The sequence below is a fragment of the Ensifer soli genome, assembly GCF_041928815.1.
In the GTDB taxonomy this organism is placed as follows: Bacteria; Pseudomonadota; Alphaproteobacteria; order Rhizobiales; family Rhizobiaceae; genus JBHFEI01.
The window spans coordinates 40,303-62,612 of record NZ_JBHFEI010000001.1; the positions used below are offsets into that span (position 1 = coordinate 40,303).

Genomic DNA, 22,310 nt, shown 5'->3' on the forward strand with positions numbered 1-22,310 from the left:
GTCGGGCGGCGCGACGGCAGTGTCACGCGGCGCGGTCCATGCGGGCGTCGTCGCTGTCCAGCCGGAACTGCTCGACCAGCATCATCAGCGTGTCGGCCTGGTTGGCGAGATTGCGGCTCGCGGCGGTCGCCTCCTCGACCATCGAGGCGTTCTGCTGGGTCATCTGGTCCATCTGGTTGACCGAGCCGTTGACCTCGCCGAGCGCCGCCGCCTGGTCGCGCGAGGCGGTCGCGATCATGTCGACATGCTGGCTGACGGTGACGATCTGCCGGCTGATCGAGGCGAGCACCGCGCCGGTCTCCTGCACGAGCCTGGCGCCCGAGCCGACCTCCTCGGTCGACTTGTTGATGAGGAGCTTGATCTCGCGGGCGGCACTCGCCGAGCGCTGGGCGAGTTCGCGCACCTCCTGCGCCACGACCGCGAAGCCCTTGCCCGCCTCGCCCGCGCGCGCCGCCTCGATGCCGGCATTGAGCGCCAGCAGATTGGTCTGGAAGGCGATGTCGTCGATCACCTCGATGATCTGCTCGATCTGGCGCGAGGCATCCTCGATCCGCCCCATCGCGGCGATCGCATTGGCGACGACGAGTGCCGAACTGTCGGCGCTGCGCTTGGTCGAGGCGACGGCCTGGTTCGCCTCGTGCGCCCGCTCGGCCGAGGAGCGCACGGTGACGGTGATCTGGTCGACCGCCGCCGCGGTCTCCTCCAGCGAGGCGGCCTGCGCCTCGGTGCGCCGCGACAGCGCGTCGGCGGAGGCGTTCATGTCGCTGCCGCTGCGCTGGATCGCCATGGCATTGCCGCGGATCTGCGTCAGCGTGTCCTGCAGGCGGATCAGCGAGCCGTTGAAGTCGGTGCGCAGCTGTTCGAGGCGGCCGGAGAAAGGCGTGTCGATCGGCTGCGACAGGTCGCCCTGCGCCAGCCGGCCGAGGCCGGCGGCAAGGGCGGCGACGGCGGTGTCGATCTGCCGGTCGAGCGCGCGCTTTTCCGCGTCGTTGCGGGCGCGTTCGGCCTCGACGGCGGCGCGCTGCTCCTCGCTTTCCGCCTCCATGCGCACCTTGGAGAGCGCGTTTTCCTTGAAGATACCGAGCGCGCGGGCCATGTCGCCGATCTCGTCGCGGCGCTTGCCGCCGTCGATCGCCGTGTCAAGCGCGCCGTCGGCGAGCCGCCGCATCGCCGACGTGATCTGGCCGATCGGCCCTTTCAGCGTCAGCACCAGCGCGCCGCCGGCGAGCATGGCGATCAGAATGCCGCTGACGGTCGCGGCCATCGACACCTGGTTGGCGCGCTCCTTCTCCGCGCCGGCGCTGGTCTTCTGCTCCTCGGCGAATTCGCTGAGCAGCCCCCAGATCCGGTCGATCGAGGTGGCGGCGGCCTTGAATTCCTCGGCGCGGTCGGTGCTGATCTTGACGAGCGCGGTGCTGTCGTCGCCCATCGTCTTCAGGACGGGCATCAGCGCGGTGTTGAACTCGTCGAAGAAGGCAAGCCCGCTCGTCACGCCGCGCAGCGCGTCGAGCCCGCTCTTGACCATGACCAGTTCGCGCAGCAGCTTCTTGCGGCTCTCCTCGCTGGTGTTGCCGAGGAAGGCGGCGGACGAGATCTGGATCGAGTAGATGGAGCCGACGAGGTTGCGGGTCGCGGCCAGCACGGCCTCCGACTGGATCAGCGGCCCGTCCAGCTCGCTGAAGACGCGGGTCGCCTCGCGCATGCGCTCGCCGGCGGCGGTCTGCAGCTGGACGCCGACCTGGCGGAAGCGCGAGACGAGCCGGGTCAGCTCGGGCACGACGACATCCGGCTCCCCGGACGCGTTCAGCACCTCGCCGATCTCGCCGACCGTCTTGGCGACCGAATCGGCGATGCCCTTCTGCGCCTTGGGCAGGACGCTGCCGACGGCGCGCTGCGTCTTCATGATGAAGGGAAACTGTTCCTTGACGAAGGCGAGCTTTTCCGCCGGCGTCGCCGCGCGGCCGTAATTGGCGACAAGCTCGTTGAAGAAGCGGCTGCCATTGGTCAGGTTGTCGGCCTGGCGCAGCATGTTCTTCGCGGTGTTCTCGTCCTGGCGGACGGAGCGCTGCAGCTTGGTCGCCTCGTCGAGAATCTTCACCTGCTGGGAGGTGAGCTGCTTCAGGCTCTTCTCCATGGCGTTGCGCAGCTCGATCTCGCCGACATAGAGCTTCCACAGCCCGTCGATGCGGGTCTCGATGTCCGCCGTCTCGGTCTGGGCCTGTTCGAGCTTGGCATGGTCGGCTCCGGCGTCGAGGCCCGCCATCGTCGCGTCCAGAAGATCCTTCTGCGTCGACAGGCGGGCATAGACGGCGTCGCGCGTCTCCTCGCTGGTCTCCTGCAGGAAGCGGTTCATGTTGGAATAGACGTCCTTGAAGCCGCTCAGCGACTGGAGGACGCTGTTGGAGATCTCCATGCGTCCCTGGACCAGACCAGAAGCATAAAGCCCGGTGAAGCCGACGGCGCAGATGCTGAGCACGAAGGGAACGATGAAGACGATCACCTTCGTCTGGATCTTGTAGCGGGCAAGGATCTTGTCGATGAACATGCGCGAACCTTGTCTGGCGCAGTCCCGCACGGCGTCAAGACATGCGCCGGGACTGCCATGTTGCGGGAACGGGACCATGCGTTATGCGGAGTGTCGACCGCGAACCCGCCAAGCCATCATGGGGGTACCGCGTGTCCTGCGGCAAGGCGGGACGCGGCACTGGCGGGACCAAAATTCCGACCACTATTGAGGGCTTTTCTTAAAATTTTACCCTAGATTGTGACAAATTGTCGCCACTTTCGCAGTTCGCGGCCATGCTCCGCCGACAGCCATGGGGCGGCTTCATGCCTTGCTGTTTTCGTGAAAGGAGAGCGTCGCGGCGTGGAGGCGGGCGAGACGGCGTGAGGCGCTATGGAGCGTCGGCAAGCAATGGACGCGCCGGCATCCGGCTGCGTCCGGTCAAAAGGGTTCGGCGCTTCGCCCCTTTAAGGGGCGCGGCAGCGCTTTAAAGCAGCGCGATCAGCGCCACGAGCGCCAGCGCCGACAGGGCCGTCCACTTGACGAGGAGAGCGGTCCGGGCCTCCGCGTCTTGCGTTTTCGCGATCGCGATGGCGCGGGGTGCCGGTCGGCGGTGATATCGTGTCATGAAGACTGTCCTCTCACTCCGGTGTCGCAATGTCGGTCCGGACAATCCGGGCCAAAAAACAATGTGCTGTCAAGCCTGTCTCAGGCTGGCGGCGACAAAAGGCCTCCGATCGCCCGGATTTGGGCCGCCGCCGCTCCCGTCAAGAGCCTTTCGGTCCGACAGGTTCCGCCATAGCGATTAAAAATGTCTGAAATCGGGACGGCAGATTCGCGCCGCCTCATGCGGCCTGCCCCGCCGCATGGCCCGACGCCCAGGCCCACTGGAAATTGTAGCCGCCGAGCCAGCCTGTGACGTCGACGCATTCCCCCACGAAGTAAAGGCCGGGCACGGCCTTGGCCGCAAGCGTCCGGCTGTCGAGCGCCGTCGTGTCGACGCCGCCGAGCGTCACCTCGGCCGTCCGATACCCTTCCGAGCCCGCCGGCGTGATCGTCCAGCCGGCGATCCGGCCGGCAAGATCCGCGATCGCCCGGTCGGAGAGGTCGGCGAGCATGCGGCCGGCAAGCCCGGCCTCTTCCGCGAAGAGCTGGGCCAGCCGTTTCGGCAGGTGCCGGGCGAGCACGGTCTGGGGCGCCAGGCGCGGCGTTTCCCTCCGGGCGTCGCGCAGGAGGGCGGCGATGTCGAGGTCGGGGCGCAGCGCCAGCGTGATCGATTGCCCCTCGCGCCAGTAGGACGAGATCTGCAGGATCGCCGGGCCGCTGAAACCGCGATGGGTGACGAGCAGCGCCTCGCGGAACGCCGCCTTGCCGAGCCGCGCCTCCGCCTCGACGGAGACGCCGGAGAGATCGGCAAGGCGCGCCTTGTCGAGGGGATCGAGCGTCAGCGGCACGAGGCCCGGACGCGTCTCTACCACCGGCAGGCCGAACCGGGCGGCAAGCTGGTAGGCAAAGCCCGTCGCCCCCATCTTCGGGATCGACTTGCCGCCGGTGGCGACGATCAGGGCTGCGGTATCGATCGCGCCACTGCCGGTGCGCAGGCGAAACCCGGTCGCGGACCCTTCCACCGCCTCGACCGGCGTCGACAGCCGCAGCGTCGCTCCGGCATCGGCCATCTCGCGCGTCAGCATCGAGACGACGTCGCGGCTCGTCCCGTCGCAGAAGAGCTGGCCGAGCGTCTTTTCGTGCCAGGCGATGCCGTGGCGCTCGATGAGCGCGAGGAAGTCGCGCGGCGTGTAGCGGGCAAGCGCCGACTTGGCGAAATGCGGGTTGGCGGAGAGGAAATTCTGCGGGCCCGTGCCGAGATTGGTGAAGTTGCAGCGACCGCCGCCGGAGATGCGGATCTTCTCGCCGGGGGCGGCGGCATGGTCGAGCACGAGCACGTCGCGGCCGCGCCGTCCCGCCGCGATCGCCGCCATCATGCCGGCCGCCCCTGCCCCGAGGATCACGACGTCGCGCTTTTCGTCCACTGTCCCGCTTCCCTTTCGATGCCGCCTTCCTTTCGCCGGGCCCGGGCCAAAGTCAATCCCGGCCCCTAGCCAATCGTCACGGGGCCGGACTATGATCGGGCAATGAACCCAGAACGGTGATGCATGCCAGCCAAGAGACGACTTGCCGAACGAACCGACAAGCCCGCCAAGCCCGTGAAGATCCCGCCCGAACTTCAGGCGCCGCGCGGGGTGAAGTCCTGGAAGGACGCGGCGGACTGGCTGCGCATCCGCGGCATCGAGGACATCGAATGCATCACGCCGGACCTTGCCGGCGTCGCGCGTGGCAAGATGATGCCCTCGTCGAAATTCACCTCCAACACCTCGCTCGCGCTGCCGTCGGCGATCTATCGCCACACGATTTCCGGCGAATATCCGGACGAGACCGGCGACTTCCGCTACGATTCGCGCGACAGCGACATCAAGCTCGTGCCCGACCTGTCGACGCTGTCGATCGTGCCCTGGGAGACCGACCCGACGGCGCAGGTGATCTGCGATATCGCCTCCTCCACCGGCGGCGACGTGCCCTACACGCCGCGCAACGTGCTGAAGAATGTCGTCGACCTCTACCGCAAGCGCGGCTGGAAGCCGGTCGTGGCGCCCGAGATCGAATTCTACCTCGTCGCGCAGAACGAGGATCCCGACTATCCGCTGCATCCGCCGAAGGGGCGCTCGGGCCGCTCCATCCAGGGCGGCCAGGCCTATTCGATCGCCGGCGTCAACGAATTCGACGAACTCATCGACGACATCTACCATTTTTCAGAGAAGCAGGGCCTGGAGATCGACACGCTGATCCACGAGGAGGGCCCGGCCCAGCTCGAGATCAACCTGCGCCACGGCGACCCGATCGAGCTTGCCGACCAGGTGTTCATGTTCAAGCGCACGATCCGCGAGGCGGCGCTGAAGCACGGCATCTACGCCACCTTCATGGCAAAGCCGATGCAGGGCCAGGCAGGCTCGGCGATGCACATCCACCAGTCGGTGATCGAGGTGAACACCGGCCGCAACCTGTTCTCCAACGCGGACGGCACGGCCTCGAAGGAGTTCTTCGCCTTCATCGCCGGCATGCAGACCTATGTACCGCGGGCGATGGCGATGTTCGCGCCTTACGTCAATTCCTACCGCCGGCTGACGCCCGACATGTCGGCGCCGCTCAACAATGCCTGGGGCTATGACAACCGCACCACGGCGTTCCGCGTGCCGGTCTCCGACCCCGTGGCGCGGCGGGTCGAGAACCGGCTGCCGGGCTCGGACGCCAATCCCTACCTGGCGCTCGCCGCCTCGCTAGGCTGCGGCTATCTCGGCATCGTCGAGGGACTGGAGCCGAGCGCGCCGACCGAGGACACGGCCAATGGCGGCGAGATCGAGCTGCCGCGCGGGCTGCTCGAGGCCGTGTCGCTGTTCGAGACCTGCCCGAGCTTCGTCGATGTGTTCTCCCGCGAGTTCCTGGCGATCTATGCCGGCGTCAAGCGCGGCGAGTTCGAGACCTTCATGCAGGTCATCAGCCCGTGGGAACGCGAATTCCTGCTGCTCAATGTCTGAGACGATCTGGCAAAGCCCGGTGTCGCCGGGGATCTCGTGGTACGAGGCGAGCGTGCCGGAGCGCCCCGCCTATCCGGCGATGGACGGATCGGAGACGGTCGACGTCGCGATCGTCGGCGGCGGCTTCACCGGCCTGCAGGCGGCGCTGAACCTTGCCCGCGGCGGCGCGCGCGTGACGCTGATCGAGGCGCATCGGTTCGGCGACGGCGGCTCGGGCCGCAATGGCGGCCAGATGGGCACAGGCCAGCGCTCCGCCCCCGAGGAGATCGAGGCCGACTACGGCTACGAGCGGTCGAAGGCGCTGTTCGACATGGCCGAGGCCGCCAAGCGCCATCTCCTCGATTTCGCCGCGCGCGAGGGCATCGACATCGACTACAGGCCGGGGCAGATGAACGTCGTCCACAAGCGGCGCTACATCGACGACTACCGCAAGAGCGCCGAGATCGCCGCGACGCGCTACGGCTATCCGCACCAGACCTTCATGGACGGAAAGGAGACGGCCGAGAGGCTCGGCTCGACGCGCTACCTCGCCGGCATCCGCGACACCGGCACCGGCCATCTCCATCCGATGAAGCTCGTCGTCGGGCTCGCGCGCGTCGCAGCAGCTTCGGGCGCGCACCTCTATGAACAGACGAAGGCGACGCGGATTGAGGGCGCCGGCGGCCGGGTGACGATCGAGACGCCGCGCGGCACGATCACCGCCGCCAGGGCGCTGATCGCCTGCAATGCCTATGTCGGCGGGCTGGAGCCGGTGACGGCTGCCCATATCATGCCGATCGGCTCCTTTATCGGCGCGACGGAACCGCTCGACGCCTTTCCGCGGATCCTTCCCGGCGGCGAGGCGGTCGCCGATTCCCGCTTCGTCGTGCGCTATTTCCGCAAGACCCTCGACAACCGCCTGCTCTTCGGCGGGCGCGAGACCTATGCGCCGGACGATGCCGCCGACATCCATGTCCACATCCGCAAGCAGATCGCCGAGATCTACCCGGAGTTGAAGAACATCCGCCTGACCCATGCCTGGGGCGGCTATGTCGGCATCACCCTGCCGCGCCAGCCCTTCGTCCGCGAGGTCATGCCGAACGTCACCGCGATCGGCGGCTATTCCGGCCACGGCGTCATGCTGTCCAACTATTGCGGCCGGCTTTACGCCGATCTGGCGCTCGGCAGATCGACCGATCTGGAGCTTTTCCGGGCCTTCGACGTGCCCGCCTTTCCGGGGGGCATGCGCTTCCGCTCCGCCCTTTTGTTCCTCGCGCTCAACTGGTATGCGTTGCGCGACAGGTTCTGACCTCGCAGCTGCGTGCGATTTTGACGCGCCGCACCCTAGCGTTTTTAAATCGATTAGATTATAACACCTCCCGAACTGAACGAGATCGAGACCCAACGATGAGCAGCCAGATCATTCCCGTTGACCCCTTCGACTATGTCGTCTTCGGCGGCACCGGCGACCTTGCCGAGCGCAAGCTGCTTCCCGCGCTCTACCACCGCCAGCTCGACGGGCAGCTCTCCGATCCGACGCGGATCATCGGCGCCTCGCGCGCCGATATGAGCCATGAGGAATACCGCGCCTTCGCTCAGGCCGCCCTGAAGGAGCACCTGAAGCCGGGCGAATACGAGGACGGCCAGATCAAGATCTTCACCGACCGGCTGTTCTACGCCTCGGTCGATGCCAAGTCGGAAAAGGGCTGGGACAAGCTGAAGGCGCTGCTCGACGAGGGCAAGGACCGCATCCGCGCCTTCTACCTCGCCGTGGCGCCGGCGATCTTCGGCGACATCTCGGAAAAGATCCGCGACCACAAGCTGATCACCAAGAACACCCGCATCGTCGTCGAGAAGCCGATCGGCCGCGACCTCGCCTCCGCGCTCGAGCTCAACGACATGATCGGCAAGGTGTTCCGCGAGGAGCAGGTCTTCCGCATCGATCACTATCTCGGCAAGGAGACGGTGCAGAACCTGATGGCGCTGCGCTTCGCCAACGCGCTCTACGAGCCCTTGTGGAACTCGGCCCATATCGACCATGTGCAGATCACGGTCGCCGAATCCGTCGGCCTCGAGAGCCGCGCCGGTTACTACGACAAGGCCGGCGCGCTGCGCGACATGGTGCAGAACCACATCCTCCAGCTCCTCTGCCTGGTGGCGATGGAAGTGCCGCCGTCGATGGAATCGGAATCGGTGCGCGACGAGAAGCTGAAGGTGCTGCGCGCGCTGAAGCGCATCGACGCCTCGAATGTCGAGCAGCTGACGGTGCGCGGCCAGTACCGCGCCGGCGCCTCCTCCGGCGGTCCGGTCAAGGGCTATCTCGACGAGCTCGAGGGCGGCGTTTCCAACACCGAGACCTTCGTCGCCATCAAGGCCGAGATCGGCAACTGGCGCTGGGCCGGCGTGCCCTTCTACATCCGCACCGGCAAGCGCATGGCGGGGCGCATGTCGGAGATCGTCATCACCTTCAAGCAGATCCCGCATTCGATCTTCGATGCCGCCGCCGGCCGCATCCAGTCGAACCAGCTCATCATCCGCCTGCAGCCCGACGAGGGCGTCAAGCAGTCGCTGATGATCAAGGACCCCGGCCCGGGCGGCATGCGCCTGCGCAACGTCTCGCTCGACATGAGCTTCGCCGAGGCGTTCAAGGCGCGCAATGCCGACGCCTATGAGCGCCTGCTGCTCGACGTCATCCGTTCGAACCAGACGCTGTTCATGCGCCGCGACGAGGTCGAGGCCGCGTGGAAATGGGTCGATCCGATCCTGAAGGCCTGGGAGACGACCGGCCAGCAGGCGCAGGGCTACACCGCCGGCACCTGGGGCCCGAGCCAGTCGATCGCGCTGATCGAGCGCGACGGCCGCACCTGGCATGAAGTGATCTGAGGACGCCGGACATGACCGCAGCCATGCATGAGTTCGACACGGGCGAGGCGCTCGCCGAGGGGCTCGCCGGCACCGTCGCCGCTGCCCTTGAGGCCGCGATCGCTGCGCGCGGCGCCGCCACGCTCGCCGTCTCCGGCGGCTCGACGCCGAAGGCCTTCTTCAGGGCGCTGTCGTCGAAGGCGCTCGACTGGTCGAAGGTCACGGTGACGCTGGTCGACGAGCGTTTCGTCGGTCCGCAAAGCGAGCGGTCGAACCACCGGCTGGTGGCGGAAAACCTGATCGCCAACGCGGCGGCGCACGCAGCCTTCGTGCCCCTCTTCCACGATGTCGCGACGGCGCAGGACGCGGCGGCGATCGCGACGAGGGAAACCGCGAACCTCTGTTCGCCCTTCGACGTGGCGATCCTCGGCATGGGCAATGACGGGCACACCGCCTCGTTCTTCCCCGGGGGGTCGCGGCTCGCCGAGGCGCTCGACCTTGAAACGCCGCGCGGCGTGATCACCATGGAGGCCGAAGGGGCCGGCGAGCCGCGCCTAACCTTCACCTTTTCCGCGCTTCACGATGCCCGCCTTCTGGTGCTGCACATCGAGGGCGAGGGAAAGAAGGCGGTGCTTTCCAAGGCGCAAAAGGGCAGCGAGGAGGCGGAGATGCCGATCCGCGCCGTGCTCAACCGCGCCGCGACCCCGCTTGCCGTCTACTGGGCGCCATAACGCGGCCCCGAACGCCGCGCCATTCTTGAAGACCACAGGACAGGAGTAGCGATACTCCGGAACAGGAGAGGTCATGTCTGCAGATCCCCGCATCGCCGCCATCACGTCCCGCATCGTCGAGCGCTCGAAGCCTCACCGGGAGGCCTATCTGGAGCGCGTGCGCAACGCCGCGTCGAAGGGCGTGAAACGCGCCGTGCTCGGCTGCGGCAATCTCGCCCACGGCTTCGCCGTCTGTTCCCCCGCCGAGAAGGAGGCGCTTTCCGGCGAGACCGTCCCCAATCTCGGCATCATCACCTCCTACAACGACATGCTCTCGGCGCATCAGCCCTTCGAGACCTATCCGGCGCTGATCCGCGCCGCGGCGCACGAAGCGGGCGGGGTCGCGCAGGTGGCGGGCGGCGTGCCCGCCATGTGCGACGGCGTCACGCAAGGCCAGCCCGGCATGGAACTGTCGCTGTTTTCCCGCGACCTGATCGCCATGGCAGCCGGCATCGGCCTGTCGCACAATATGTTCGACAGTACCGTCTATCTCGGCGTCTGCGACAAGATCGTCCCCGGCCTGATGATCGCGGCGATGACCTTCGGCCACCTGCCGGCCGTCTTCATCCCCGCCGGGCCGATGACCTCGGGCCTTCCGAACGACGAGAAGGCGCGGGTGCGCCAACTCTTCGCCGAGGGCAAGGTCGGCCGCGCCGAGCTGCTCGACGCGGAATCGAAATCCTATCACGGCCCCGGCACCTGCACCTTCTACGGCACCGCCAACTCCAACCAGATGCTGATGGAGATCATGGGCTTCCACCTGCCCGGCGCCTCCTTCATCAATCCGGGCACGCCGCTGCGCGACGCGCTGACGAAGGAGGCGACGAAGCGGGCGCTCGCCATCACCGCGCTCGGCAACGACTTCACCCCGGCCGGCGAGATGATCGACGAGCGCTCGATCGTCAACGGCGTCGTCGGCCTGCATGCGACCGGCGGCTCGACCAACCACACGCTGCATCTCCTCGCCATGGCGCGGTCGGCCGGCATCGTGCTGACCTGGCAGGATATTTCCGACCTGTCGGACGTGATCCCGCTGCTTGCCCGCGTCTATCCGAACGGGCTTGCCGACGTGAACCATTTCCATGCCGCCGGCGGCATGGGCTTCCTGATCGGCCAGCTCCTGAAGAAGGGGCTGCTGCATGACGACGTGCGCACGGTCTTCGGCCAGGGGCTCGACGCCTATGCGATCGACATCGGGCTCAATGCCGACGGCACGGTGGCGCGCAGCCGCGCGGGCGACGTCAGCCACGATCCGAAGGTGCTGGCGACCGTCGAGGACCCGTTCCAGGCGAGCGGGGGCCTGCGCATGCTGACCGGCAATCTCGGCAAGGCCGTCATCAAGATCTCGGCCGTCAAACCGGAGCGCCATGTCATCGAGGCGCCGGCGAAGATCTTCCACGACCAGGCGGGGCTGAACGACGCCTTCAAGGCCGGCAAGCTCACCGGCGACTTCATCGCCGTCGTCCGCTTCCAGGGCCCGAAGGCGAACGGCATGCCGGAACTGCACAAGCTGACCACCGTGCTCGGCATCCTGCAGGACCGCGGCCAGCGCGTGGCGCTGATCACCGACGGGCGCATGTCCGGCGCGTCGGGCAAGGTTCCGTCGGCGATCCACATGACGCCGGAAGCTGTCGACGGCGGCCCGATCGCCAAGATCCGCGAGGGCGACATGCTGCGCCTCGACGCCGTCGCCGGCACGGTCGACGTGCTCATCGAGGCGAAAGAGATGGCACACCGGGCGGCCGCGACCGCCGACCTTTCCGGCAACGAATTCGGCATGGGCCGGGAACTCTTCGCGCCGTTCCGCGCCGCGACGGGAACGGCCGACAATGGCGCGAGCGTGTTCTTTCACTGAGAAGGGTTCGCGGAGAGGAAGCCAGGGCGACCGCCGGCATGGTCGGTCGCCTGGCGGCACGCCGGATCGGTATCGTGCCCAAACGGGATTTGTCGCGGCATCCGTGTCGTCAGAGGCGTGGAAATTCCTGTCCGGATCGCACCGGAAGCGACCAACCGGTTCCGCAGCGCGCCATTGGCGGTTATGGCTAAAGCGTGTCTCGCAAAAGTGTGCAGCGGCTTTGCGAAACGACACGCGTAAAAACAGAGACCTAAAGCGTACGAGCGAATCTGAAGATCGCGACACGCTTTAGACGGGCATTTCACAGGAGATTGAAACGAGTTCCAGCTCCTGACCTCCGACCGATACGACGTCTCCCACCCGCTTGCCGGCAAGCTGTCGTGCGACGGGCGACACATAGGAAATGGTCCCTGCCTTGGGATCGGCTTCATCTTCGCCGACGATCCGGTAGGTCTGAACCCTCCCGTCCTCCCGCGTGAAGGTCACGGTGCATCCGAACGCAACGACCTCCGTGCCGACAGGGTCGGGAACGACCTTGGCCGTGCTGAGCCGTTCGGTGAAATAACGCAGGTCACGCAGGGGCCCTGCCGCCTGTCGTCTCCGCTCATTGACGTCTTCGATCCCGTTTGACGCCTGATGGGCCTCACGGGACTCCTCCAGCTGCCGCTTCAGCGCCTCCAGCCCTGTGGCGGTAACGAGGTTGGGATGGGGAGAGACCGGACGATCCGGCAGCAGTGTTTCTGCAGCCGTTTCCGCACTCTCTTCCTTCATGAAGGCGACGCTCATGACCGACTTTCCTGTTCTGACACCAGTTCGCACTCTACCGGACATCGTCCCGATGCCCAACATCAACTGAACACCTGGGAGCAGACCGGCTTTTGGGTGGCAACGTCGTTGCGGCGTCCTTTAACCGTCATCGGATGGCGAGGGCATCCTGAACTGTGTGACACTTGCCGTTATTCCCGACGACACGTATTTCGAGTGCAACGGAGCACAGCGAACGGACCAAAATCGATGCATCTTGTCGCCATGAAGATTCTGGGCAGCGTGTTTCGTATAGAAAGGACGCCTTGGGATTACCGCAACCCTCTCCGACCTCTGGCGCTCGGAGTGGAAGGCTTTGCCACCTGTGAGGTCGTCCTGCCGGATCCGGATGCGCTGATCACCAGAACGCCTCAGCCGGCAGAACTCCATTTTTCTCGGATTGTCCAGTGACACGAGGCGGTCGAGGACATCGATCTCTACGACGGCAAAAAGCCGATCCTCAAGTTCCGACCGATCACGCTGGCAGACCTGCCGCCGACGGACACAACGGTCTGACAAGCGGGATGGCCGCTGAAGGCCGATTGCAGATATGCCGCTTTCGCGCGATATCCCCCATGCGCTCACCATTTCGGTTCCCCAACCCGAGTTCCCCGCCCATGATCTCCCCCGCCCTCCTCGACCGCTTCGCCGCCCTCGTCGGCGACGCCAACGCAATCACCGACCCCCAAGACCAGGCGCGCTATCTCATCGAATCGCGCGGGCTCTATCGCGGCACCAGCCCGATGGTGCTCAGGCCCGGTTCGGTCGCCGAGGTCTCGGCCATCCTGAGGCTCGCGAGCGAGACCGGGACGGCGATCGTGCCGCAGGGCGGCAATACCGGCCATGTCGCCGGCCAGATCCCGCGCGAGGGGATGGGCGACCTCGTGCTTTCGCTCGAGCGGCTGAACCGGATCCGCGAGGTCGATCCCGTCGGCAATGTGCTGGTCGCCGAGGCCGGCGCCGTGCTTGCCGAGGTGCAGAAGGCGGCGGAGGACGTCGACCGGCTGTTCCCGCTCTCGCTCGGCTCGGAGGGCTCCTGCCGGATCGGCGGCAACCTGTCGACGAATGCCGGCGGCACGGCGGTGCTCGCCTATGGCAACATGCGCAACCTCTGTTTGGGCCTCGAGGTCGTGCTGCCGACCGGCGAGGTCTGGAACGGGCTTCGACGGCTGAAGAAGGACAATACCGGCTATGATCTGCGCGATCTCTTCATCGGCGCGGAAGGCACGCTCGGCGTGATCACGGCGGCGGTGCTGAAGCTCTTTCCGCGGCCGCTCGGGCACGAGGTGGCGTTTGCCGGCGTGCCGAGCGTCGCCGCGGCGCTCGACCTCTACGCCATCGCCGCCGGCCTCTGCGGCCCGGCGCTCACCGGCTTCGAGATCATGCCGCGCCTCGGCGTCGAGTTCACACAAAAACATATCGCCGGCGTGCGCGACCCGCTCTCCTCGCCCCATGCCTGGTATGCGCTGATCGACGTCTCGACCTCGGACGCGGCCGAGACGGCGGGACGGATGATGGAGCGGATCCTCGAACAGGGCATCGCCGGGGGGCTCGTCGAGGATGCCGTGCTGGCGGCGAGCGAGGCACAGCGCAAGGCGCTCTGGCACATGCGCGAAAGCATGTCGCCGGCGCAGAAGCCGGAGGGCGGCTCGATCAAGCACGACGTTTCGGTGCCGGTCGCCAGCATCCCGGCCTTCATGGCCGAGGCCGACGCGGCGGTGGCGGCGGCGATGCCGGGCGCGCGCATCTGCGCCTTCGGCCATCTCGGCGACGGCAACATCCATTACAACATCTCCCAGCCGGTCGGCGCCGAAAAGGAGGCTTTCCTCGACCGTTGGCGCGAGATGAACGCCATCGTCCACGGCATCGTCATCGCCCATAACGGCTCGATCTCGGCCGAGCACGGCATCGGCCAGCTGAAGCGCGACGAACTGGCGGAGATCCGCGAGCCGATCGAGATCGACCTGATGCGGCGGATCAAGGCGGCCTTCGACCCGGCCGGCATCATGAACCCGGACAAGGTGCTTTCGGCGCGGCGCTGATCAGCCGCCGCCGAGGCGGAGCTGCGACAGGGTGAAGAGCGTATCGGCGCTGATCGCCCCGCCGGAGCCGCCGAGGATGAGCGCCGCCGGCGAGACGTCGACATTGTTGGCGAGGTCGTAGAGCGAGGTGAAGCGCTCGAGCAGCTTCTTCAGCTTTTCCGGATCGTGCAGGTCTTTGACGTCGAGCACGCGGTTCAGATAGGCATACTGGATGTCGACGTCGGCGCTCGACATCTCGGTCGGGATGTCGAAGGTCGTCTGCATCACCTGCAGAAGGGCAGGATCGCCGAGAAGATCGTAGGCCGATCCGACCGTCGGCGCCATGCGTTCGAAATAGAGCGCGAGACGGACGCCGGGATTGTCCTCGCCGCTCTGTTCCTCCAGCGTCTGCTGCAGGTAGAGCTCGTTTGCCTCCAGCACGCCGCGCTTCGTCTGGATGTTGATCGTCGTCAGGCGCTCGACGTCGCCCTTCTGCGTGAAGTTGAAGGAGGAAACGATCTGCTTCCAGCGGCGGTCCGATGTGGTGTTGAGCGCGCTGCGCCTGTCGTCGGGATCGGAGGTGAACATGTCGCGCACCGTCTGCGTCGTCACCTCCTTCGGATCAATGCCGGCGGCGATGAGAAAGAAATCGACGAGGCGGCGGTTCGACAGGAGGTCGTCGAGCGTGTCGATCTTCTCGATCTCGCCGCTGTAGTAGCTCGCCTCCTCCTTCGCCTTGGTCTTCTCCTCGTCGGTGCCGAAGCGGCTCTTCTCCAGCACGTAATTCTTCGAGGTGTTGAGGATTTCGGACTCCGACTGGGCGAGCATCGGCGCGCCGATCGAGCCGTCGGTGTTGAAGTTGAAGGCCTTGGCGAAGTCGAGGTAGCGCGTGTCGCGCAGGGTGTAGACGTAGCTCTTCGGGTCGTTAAGGTCGCTCGTCAGCACCTTCTTCAGCTTGCGGACCGTGTCGCCCTCGTTCTGCAGGTCGAAGGCGGTCAGCGCCAGCTTGAGGACGTTCGTCGTCTTCAGGAAGTCGTCGACATTGATCATCGTGCCGATCAGCGTCTTGTAGCTGTTGATCAGCGTCTCGTCGGCCGCGTCGTCCTTGTCGTTGTAGTGAACCATGTAGCCCTGGCTGGTCGTCGCCATCTGCGCCGCCGTCTGGACCGCGTCGCCGGAGGCGAGCGTGCCGTCCGCCTGGAAATTGAAGGCGGCGCGCAACGCCTTGTAGGCGCTGTTTCTGGCGCCTCCTTGCGTGTTGACATAGCTCGCCGGATCGTCGGGATCGCTCGTCAGGATGTTCTCGACGGTCGAGGTCAGGGTGCTCGACGGCAGGCCGAAGGCGGTGACGACATAGTTGAAGAGGCGCGTGTTCGACTTCAGGTCGGCGATGCTGGTGATGCTGCCGATCGTCTGCTCGTAATATGTCTGGTTCAGAAGCGCCGCCGCCGTCGTCACCCGGGAACTGCCGTTCAGCACGTAGTTCTCGTTGGTGATCGTCTTCTGTGCATCGTTCTGGGGCAGGACGCCGCTTGCGAGCGTGCCGTCGGTGCCGAAATTGAACGCGAGCGCGAAGGTGAGCGCGCTCTGGCTGTTGAGCGTGTAGACATAGCTCGCCGGATCGTCGAGATCGCTCGTCAGGATCTGTTTCAAATGCGAATAGGAGGCATATTTCGGATCGATGCCGAAGGCCTTCGTCGCATAGTTGCGCAGCCGCTCGTTGCTGAGCAGCTGGTCGGCGGAGGTGACCGTGTCGATGACGGCGTTGTAGTAGTAGCTCTCGTCGTTGAGCTTGTCGGAGATGCCGTTGACGTTGGCGGTGTAGAGACCGATCAGCTCGTCCATCTGCGAGCCGGTCTGCGCCACCACCGTGCCGCTCGAGAAATTGAAGGCCTGGGCGAATTTCAAGTAGCGGTCGTCGGTCAGCCGGTTGGCATAGCTCTGGTCGTCGTTGAGGTCGCTTTCGAGAACCTTGCGCATGAAGGCCTTGGCATAGGTCATCTCCTCGAGGCCATAGGCCTTCATCGCGTAGGAATAGAGCCGGTAGTCGCCGAGGAACTCGTCGAGCGTGGTGACCTTGCCGATGTTTTCCTTGTAGTAGTCCGCCTCGCGCGCGACGAGCTTCTGGGTGGCGACGCGGTTGAGGCTCGCATTCATGTCGCGGGTGATGAAGCTGAAATCGATATAGGTGGAGACCATGGTTTCGCCCGCCTCGCCGGCCGCGTCACCCGCCGCCGGACCCCGTCCGCCAGCCGGCCCTGCGTCCGATCCATCCTCTTTGCGACCCGATGGTCAGGCCGCCGCACGCCTTCGCGCGGGCAGACCCTAGGCCGGACGGCTTGCGTCAGGCTGGCGGGACAGGGGGAAAAACTGGCCGTCGGGCGTTCACCGGCCGGAAACCCTGCGGGATCGGCCTTTGCTAACCATCGGGAACCGCAAAGTTTTCTTAACTCAGATTGTTAAGCGCTCCGGAAAGGGCCGCCGCTTAGGGTGCAGCCACAGAGGACGAAAAGTCCCGACGAGAAGACGGGCGACCGGCTCTCAAGGAAAACAAGGGCGATACCAATGCGCAATACTCTTCTCCAGCCGGCCTGGGCCGGCGACACGTTGCGGCTCGATCCGAAGCGGTTTCCCCAGCAGGCGACCTACCGCCTGCCGGAAGGGGCCGACGTGACGATCAGTCTCGACGAGCGCGGCTGCGTGATGCGCAAGATCCTGCCGTCGAGCGGCCTGCCGCTGTCGATCGCGCTTCCCTGCCGGGCCTTCCTCGGCATCGCCGCACGTGCCATCGACCATGGCGACGGCGCGGTGACCGTGACGCTCGAACTGCACCACGAGGATCCGGAGCTCTGCGTTCCCCTCCTCGTCGCCCACGACCTCTCCGACATCGCCGCCGACTGGCGCGCCTGGTCCGACGCCTTCCGCATCCCGATGCTGATGGTCGAGGCGGACGGCGTCGCACGCCCGCTCGAGGATCATATCGGCGAGGTGAGGGTCGAGCGGGTCAAGCCGCGCCGGCGCCATGCCTATTTCGCCGAGCGGCGGCCGCGCTTCCTCGTGCGGCGCACCACCGGCACGCTCGGCTGCCAGATGAAGATCGCCGGCCGCGAAATCATCGCCCGCAGCTGAAATTGGCCACAATCGTCCTCCCGGACAGGCTCCGCCAGAGGCTGGCGGAGCCTTTTGTCTTTCTTCCTCAATGGATTGCAGGAAACCCGGACTCGGCCTTCTTCGTGCCCCAACCGCTTTCTAGCCTCACGGTCACGAACAGGGAGAGATACCATGCGCCAGATCCTCAAAACCCTCCGTGCCGCGTTCCGCCTTCACCTCAAGAGGCGGTTTCGGCCAGCCCCCGTCCGCCGCGAGAAGGAACTGAGCTGGGCCTGACGCCGTTTCGACGGTACCGACCGAATTGCCCCTCCCCCCGGAGGGGCTTTTTTTTGAGCTAGACCAGCAGATCGGCGATGAGGCCGAGGAAGATGACGAGGCCGACGGTGTTGTTCATTCGGAACAGGGCCAGGCAGGCGCGGGGATCGTGGATGTCGAGCACGAGGATCTGGTAGGCGAGCAGCACGGAGGCCACTGCGAGACCGAGATAGGCCGAAAGGCCGGCGCCGGCGGCGACAAGGGCAGCGGCGAGAAGCAGCCCCGCCAGGCCGTACAGACCGACGAGCCACGGCCCCGGCCGGTCGCCGAAGCGCCGCGCCGTCGACCGCACGCCGACGAGCGCATCGTCCTCCCGGTCCTGATAGGCATAGATCGTGTCGTAGCCGATGGTCCAGACGACGGCGGCGAGATAGAGCAGCACCGGTGCGACGGCGAGCGCGCCGAAGGCGGCGCTCCAGCCCATCAGCGCCCCCCAGGAAAAGGCGAGGCCGAGCACGAGCTGCGGCCAGTCGGTCACCCGCTTGGCGAAGGGATAGACCGCGACGACGGCGAGCGAGGCAAGGCAGAGGACGATCGAGAAGCCGTTGAACTGCAGAAGCACGGCGAGGCCGACCAGCGCCTGCAGCACGAGGAAGATCTTCGCGGAGGACCGCGACACCCGGCCTGACGGCAGGGGCCGCGAGCGGGTGCGCGCCACCGCCATGTCGATCTCCTGGTCGACGAGGTCGTTATAGGTGCAGCCGGCGCCGCGCATCGCCACGGAGCCGACGAAGAAGAGCACGAGATGCCAGAGAACGCGGCCGGGATCGGCCGTCTTCGCCGCAACCGCCGCCAGCGCGACCGACCACCAGCAAGGCCAGAGCAACAGCTGCCAGCCGATCGGCCGATCCCAGCGGGCGAGCTGGGCATAGGGCCAGAGCGGGCGCGGCAGCCGGCGATAGACGAAGGAGGAGGACGGCGCGTCCTGGACGCGGCCTGAATCGGGAGAGAGCGCGGTCATGCGGCCTGTTTGCCGCCGCCGGGCGCCTCAGTCCAGCGAAAAATCGAAGCGATAGGTGGCCGAAAGGCCGACGAGAAACTGGTTGCGGCTGCCACGCTCGCGCACCAGGCTCGAATCGGCGGCCGGCCCCGTCAGCCGCTTGTATTCGGCATAGGCGCTGGTCTCCAGCTTCTCCGTCGCCGTCCACGTGATCGCCGTGCCGAGGCCGGCGGAATGGATGCCGCCGCCGGGATCGTATTGCGACAGGCCGGACCGGGCCGACTCGCGTGCATCGACGCCGTAATAGGCGTCGAAATAGCCGCTGGTCGCCGCCGTCAGCCGCGGGCCGCCGGAGACGCGCACCGTGTCGGTGACGTCGACGAAGGCGTCGGCCGCGAGATCGGCGACGACGCCGTCATGGCTGCGGATGCCGTGGCGCACCTCGGCGCGCAGGCGCACCCAGTCGGTCGGGTAGACCTCGGCGAAGCCGCCGAGTTCGCCGCCGAACTTCACCGCCGACAGGCCCTTGAGGTCGGACGAGGTGTCGGCGTCGCGGGTGAAGATCAGCTTGCCGGTGACGCCGGCGCGAAACGCGCCGCTGTCGACGAAGGCGAAGGACGGATTGTCGTTACGCGAGGAAAACCGCACGGTGCTGCCCGCCCGGCCAAGCGAGATCAGCGGCGCGGCCTGGAACAGGCGCTTGGAGGACCCCTCATAGCGCGGCCCGACAAAGCCGGTGCCGCCAAGCTTCAGATACCAGTCGCCGGACCAGAAGGCCTCGCCGGCGACGGCCGGAGCCGGCGCGACGGCAAGCGCGAGGCAGAAGGCAAGGGCATGGGCACGCATGGCGAATCTCCGGAACACGAAACAGCGGATCCCCCTTGCCATAACCGGACGCCTGCTACCAAGCCGTTAACCGCACGGCTTTACCCCCGGTTAGGCATGGGGGCACCGCGGAGGACGCGTTGAAAACCGCATCCGTCGTCGAGGACCGCCCGCTTTCCTCCATGGCAACATCAGGCGCAGCGCCGATGCCGCTTCCCCAGCATGGAGCCGGAACGGTCCTTCCCCGGGATCCGCGTCGCCTCCCCGGGCAAGAGCGATCGAGGGGAAAACCGCCGCGAGGACCTGCGACGGAGCGGGACCCGCGCGGCATGTCGACGGGACGCCCTTTGCAGCACGCCCCGGCGCGCAGTCCGATCCGTTCAGTCGGTACGGCGCTCTCAACGCGTGCTTTCGAAGCATCATCGTTTCACGCGGTCGGAGGATGCGGGAGAGCAGGTTCCGTAAACATCAGGTCACCGAACCTGCTCTCTCCTCTGGTTTTGCAGCATTGTCCAACGCCGATGCGATCCCGCTTCGGCCGGGCGTGCGCTAGACCTCGCGCTGGCGGGCCCAGGCGCTCGGGGCGCGGCCCAGCATGCGGCGGAACATGGTGGTGAAGGCCGCGACGTTCTCGTAGCCGGCCTCGAGCGCCACCGTCGTCACCGGCTCGCCGTCGGCAAGCCGGGGCAGCGAGGCGAAGATGCAGGCCTGCTGCCGCCAGGTGACGAAGCTCACCCCCGTCTCGGTCCGGAACAGGCGGGTGAAGGAGCGGCGGCTGACCTTCAGCGCATCCGCCCAGTCGTCGATGCCCGCCGTGGCGGACGGCACTTTCAGGAAGCGGCGGCAGAGCGCCGAGAGGCGCTCGTCCTGCGGGAACGGCAGGCCGAGCGGGCGTTCCGGCAGCCGCGCGACCTCGTCGAGCAGAAGCTCCATCACCATCCACGCGCGCGGCGGCACGTCGGCTGACGCAAGCAGCCCGGCCTCGCCGGCGACGAGTTCGTCGATCAGGCAGCGCGCGAGCGGCGTCACCTCGACGACGCGCGGCCGCATCGCCGCCGACGGCAGCGCGGTATCGAAATAGATCGAATGCATCGTCACCGCGCTGACCATCTCCGCCGAATGGTCGAGCCCCGCCGGAATGACGAGACCGTGGCCCGGCGGGATCATCCAGCGCCCGCGCGGGGTGCGCACCAGCACGACGCCGCGCCGCGCCGTCCAGAGCTGCGTGCGGCGATGGCTGTGGGCATCGACGTGAACGCCGGCCTCATAGTCGCGGCCAAGGCCCAGGACGCGCAGCCGCACCGTGTCGATCCAGTCGGGGCTCGGCTCCTCCGGTGCCGCGAACGGCGTCTGCGCAAGCATTTCCAGCATTTGGCCCACTCGCAAAAGAAAAAGACCTCAGCACGAAAGCAGGCCATCGGCAAGCGCGATAGACAGGCGGCTCAACGAAAAGGCGCGCGAGTCGGGCGGAGACGGGACATGGCAGTGACAGGAACGGCGGCGCCGGCAGGCGTTCAGGACGGCGCGCGCATCGAGAAGACGACCTTCGGCATCATTCTTGCCGTCAGCCTCTGCCACCTGCTGAACGACATCATGCAGTCGCTGCTGACCTCGCTCTATCCGCTGCTGAAGGAAAACTACGCCCTCGACTTCGTCCAGATCGGCCTGCTGACCTTCACCTTCCAGGTAACGGCCTCGCTGCTGCAGCCGGTCGTCGGCGTGGTCACCGACCGCTGGCCGATGCCGTTCTCGCTGCCGGTGGCGATGCTCAGCACCTGTGCCGGCCTGATCCTGCTCGCCTCCGCGCATTCCTTCCCGCTCTTGCTCGTCGCGGCGAGCCTGATCGGCGTCGGCTCGGCGATCTTCCATCCGGAATCCTCCCGCGTCGCGCGCCTCGCTTCCGGCGGGCGGCACGGGCTCGCCCAGTCGCTGTTCCAGGTCGGCGGCAATTTCGGCACCGCGATCGGCCCGCTGCTGGCCGCCTTCATCGTCATTCCGTGGGGACAGGGTTCGCTCGCCTGGTTCTCCGTCATCGCGCTGACCGGCTTCGCCATCCTCACCTTCGTCAGCCGCTGGTATGCCGCCCAGCGCCGCGCCACGCTGCATCGCGCGCCGGCAAGCCGCACGCTGCCCTTCTCGCGCAACAAGGTGCTGCTCACCCTCGCAGTGCTGATCCTGCTGACGGCGACGAAGAACGTCTACATGGCGTCGATGTCGAGCTACTTCACCTTCTACGTCATCGACAAGTTCGCCGTCGGCGTGCAGAGCGCGCAGGTCATCCTGTTCCTCTTCCTCGGCGCGGCTGCGGCCGGAACCTTTCTCGGCGGGCCGATCGGCGACCGCTACGGCGCGCGCTTCGTCATCTGGTTCTCGATCCTCGGCGTCATCCCCTTCGCGCTGCTGCTGCCCTATGCCGACCTCTTCTGGACCTGCGTGCTGGCGGTGATCATCGGCTTCATCCTGTCCTCGGCGTTCTCGGCGATCGTCGTCTTCGCGCAGGAACTGGTGCCCGGACGGGTGGGGCTGATCGCCGGCATGTTCTTCGGCTTCGCCTTCGGTTTCGGCGGGCTCGGCGCGGCACTCCTCGGCGTGCTCGCCGACGGCTACGGGATCGACACGGTCTACACGGTCTGCTCCTTCCTGCCGCTGCTCGGAATTCTCACGGTTTTCCTGCCGAAACTGCCCGGCTACCGGACCGCGTAAGCATTTTATCAAACTTTGGCGCCTAGTCTCCC

The 22,310-nt window shown here is 66.6% G+C and carries 17 protein-coding genes; 9 read left to right on the forward strand and 8 right to left on the reverse strand.

All coding sequences use genetic code 11. The features are described 5' to 3' along the window. Positions 1 to 22: 22 nt before the first annotated feature. The 3 genes from ACEVQ6_RS00135 to ACEVQ6_RS00145 form a co-directional block, all read right to left on the reverse strand. Complete coding sequence (locus tag ACEVQ6_RS00135) at positions 23 to 2,545, reverse strand: methyl-accepting chemotaxis protein (protein ID WP_374886860.1); 2,523 nt, start codon at positions 2,543 to 2,545, stop codon at positions 23 to 25. 445 nt (positions 2,546 to 2,990) lie between these two features. After that, positions 2,991 to 3,131: a hypothetical protein gene (locus ACEVQ6_RS00140; protein ID WP_374886861.1), complete on the reverse strand. Its 141-nt coding sequence runs from the start codon at positions 3,129 to 3,131 to the stop codon at positions 2,991 to 2,993. A gap of 217 nt (positions 3,132 to 3,348) precedes the next feature. Further along, positions 3,349 to 4,533, reverse strand: a complete 1,185-nt coding sequence (locus ACEVQ6_RS00145; protein WP_374886862.1) for a BaiN/RdsA family NAD(P)/FAD-dependent oxidoreductase — start codon at positions 4,531 to 4,533, stop codon at positions 3,349 to 3,351. Positions 4,534 to 4,656: 123 nt separating this feature from the next. On the opposite strand from ACEVQ6_RS00145, the gene ACEVQ6_RS00150 reads away from it, so the two are divergent. The 5 genes from ACEVQ6_RS00150 to edd all read left to right on the forward strand — a co-directional run bounded on the left by ACEVQ6_RS00150 (position 4,657) and on the right by edd (position 11,559). Continuing rightward, positions 4,657 to 6,093, forward strand: a complete 1,437-nt coding sequence (locus ACEVQ6_RS00150; protein WP_374886863.1) for a glutamine synthetase family protein — start codon at positions 4,657 to 4,659, stop codon at positions 6,091 to 6,093. Then, positions 6,086 to 7,381 (forward strand): NAD(P)/FAD-dependent oxidoreductase, encoded by a 1,296-nt coding sequence (locus ACEVQ6_RS00155; RefSeq protein ID WP_374886864.1) that lies wholly within the window; start codon positions 6,086 to 6,088, stop codon positions 7,379 to 7,381. The genes ACEVQ6_RS00150 and ACEVQ6_RS00155 overlap by 8 nt, the downstream gene beginning before the upstream one ends. A gap of 98 nt (positions 7,382 to 7,479) precedes the next feature. Further along, complete coding sequence (gene zwf / locus ACEVQ6_RS00160; RefSeq protein ID WP_374886865.1) at positions 7,480 to 8,955, forward strand: glucose-6-phosphate dehydrogenase; 1,476 nt, start codon at positions 7,480 to 7,482, stop codon at positions 8,953 to 8,955. An 11-nt stretch (positions 8,956 to 8,966) separates the two neighbouring features. Then, entirely contained in the window at positions 8,967 to 9,665 is a 699-nt protein-coding gene (gene pgl / locus ACEVQ6_RS00165; protein WP_374886866.1) for a 6-phosphogluconolactonase, read from the forward strand. Positions 9,666 to 9,738: 73 nt separating this feature from the next. After that, the gene (edd, locus tag ACEVQ6_RS00170; protein ID WP_374886867.1) at positions 9,739 to 11,559 is read left to right on the forward strand and encodes a phosphogluconate dehydratase; all 1,821 of its coding nucleotides are present in this window, start codon (positions 9,739 to 9,741) and stop codon (positions 11,557 to 11,559) included. Positions 11,560 to 11,847: 288 nt separating this feature from the next. Here the strand turns inward: edd and greA are convergent, their stop codons facing one another. Then, entirely contained in the window at positions 11,848 to 12,345 is a 498-nt protein-coding gene (gene greA, locus ACEVQ6_RS00175) for a transcription elongation factor GreA (RefSeq protein WP_374886868.1), read from the reverse strand. A gap of 228 nt (positions 12,346 to 12,573) precedes the next feature. Here greA and ACEVQ6_RS00180 point away from each other — a divergent pair, with 228 nt between their 5' ends. Continuing rightward, entirely contained in the window at positions 12,574 to 12,774 is a 201-nt protein-coding gene (locus tag ACEVQ6_RS00180) for a hypothetical protein (RefSeq protein ID WP_374886869.1), read from the forward strand. Between the two features lie 206 nt (positions 12,775 to 12,980). Next, positions 12,981 to 14,405 carry an FAD-binding oxidoreductase gene (locus tag ACEVQ6_RS00185; protein ID WP_374886870.1) on the forward strand — a complete coding sequence of 475 codons (1,425 nt, stop codon included), beginning with the start codon at positions 12,981 to 12,983 and terminating at the stop codon, positions 14,403 to 14,405. Here ACEVQ6_RS00185 and ACEVQ6_RS00190 read toward each other — a convergent pair whose 3' ends face one another. Further along, complete coding sequence (locus ACEVQ6_RS00190) at positions 14,406 to 16,583, reverse strand: DUF1217 domain-containing protein (RefSeq protein ID WP_374886871.1); 2,178 nt, start codon at positions 16,581 to 16,583, stop codon at positions 14,406 to 14,408. A gap of 366 nt (positions 16,584 to 16,949) precedes the next feature. Between ACEVQ6_RS00190 and ACEVQ6_RS00195 the strand changes: the two genes are divergently transcribed. Beyond that, complete coding sequence (locus tag ACEVQ6_RS00195; protein ID WP_374886872.1) at positions 16,950 to 17,513, forward strand: DUF6101 family protein; 564 nt, start codon at positions 16,950 to 16,952, stop codon at positions 17,511 to 17,513. 316 nt (positions 17,514 to 17,829) lie between these two features. Here the strand turns inward: ACEVQ6_RS00195 and ubiA are convergent, their stop codons facing one another. The 3 genes from ubiA to ACEVQ6_RS00210 form a co-directional block, all read right to left on the reverse strand. Continuing rightward, positions 17,830 to 18,771, reverse strand: a complete 942-nt coding sequence (gene ubiA, locus ACEVQ6_RS00200; RefSeq protein ID WP_374886873.1) for a 4-hydroxybenzoate octaprenyltransferase — start codon at positions 18,769 to 18,771, stop codon at positions 17,830 to 17,832. Between the two features lie 27 nt (positions 18,772 to 18,798). Further along, positions 18,799 to 19,596, reverse strand: a complete 798-nt coding sequence (locus ACEVQ6_RS00205) for a MipA/OmpV family protein (RefSeq protein ID WP_374886874.1) — start codon at positions 19,594 to 19,596, stop codon at positions 18,799 to 18,801. 528 nt (positions 19,597 to 20,124) lie between these two features. Next, on the reverse strand, positions 20,125 to 20,946 hold the full coding sequence (locus ACEVQ6_RS00210) for an AraC family transcriptional regulator (RefSeq protein ID WP_374886875.1): 822 nt from the start codon (positions 20,944 to 20,946) through the stop codon (positions 20,125 to 20,127). A gap of 108 nt (positions 20,947 to 21,054) precedes the next feature. On the opposite strand from ACEVQ6_RS00210, the gene ACEVQ6_RS00215 reads away from it, so the two are divergent. Further along, the gene (locus ACEVQ6_RS00215) at positions 21,055 to 22,278 is read left to right on the forward strand and encodes an MFS transporter (RefSeq protein WP_374886876.1); all 1,224 of its coding nucleotides are present in this window, start codon (positions 21,055 to 21,057) and stop codon (positions 22,276 to 22,278) included. Positions 22,279 to 22,310: the final 32 nt, after the last annotated feature.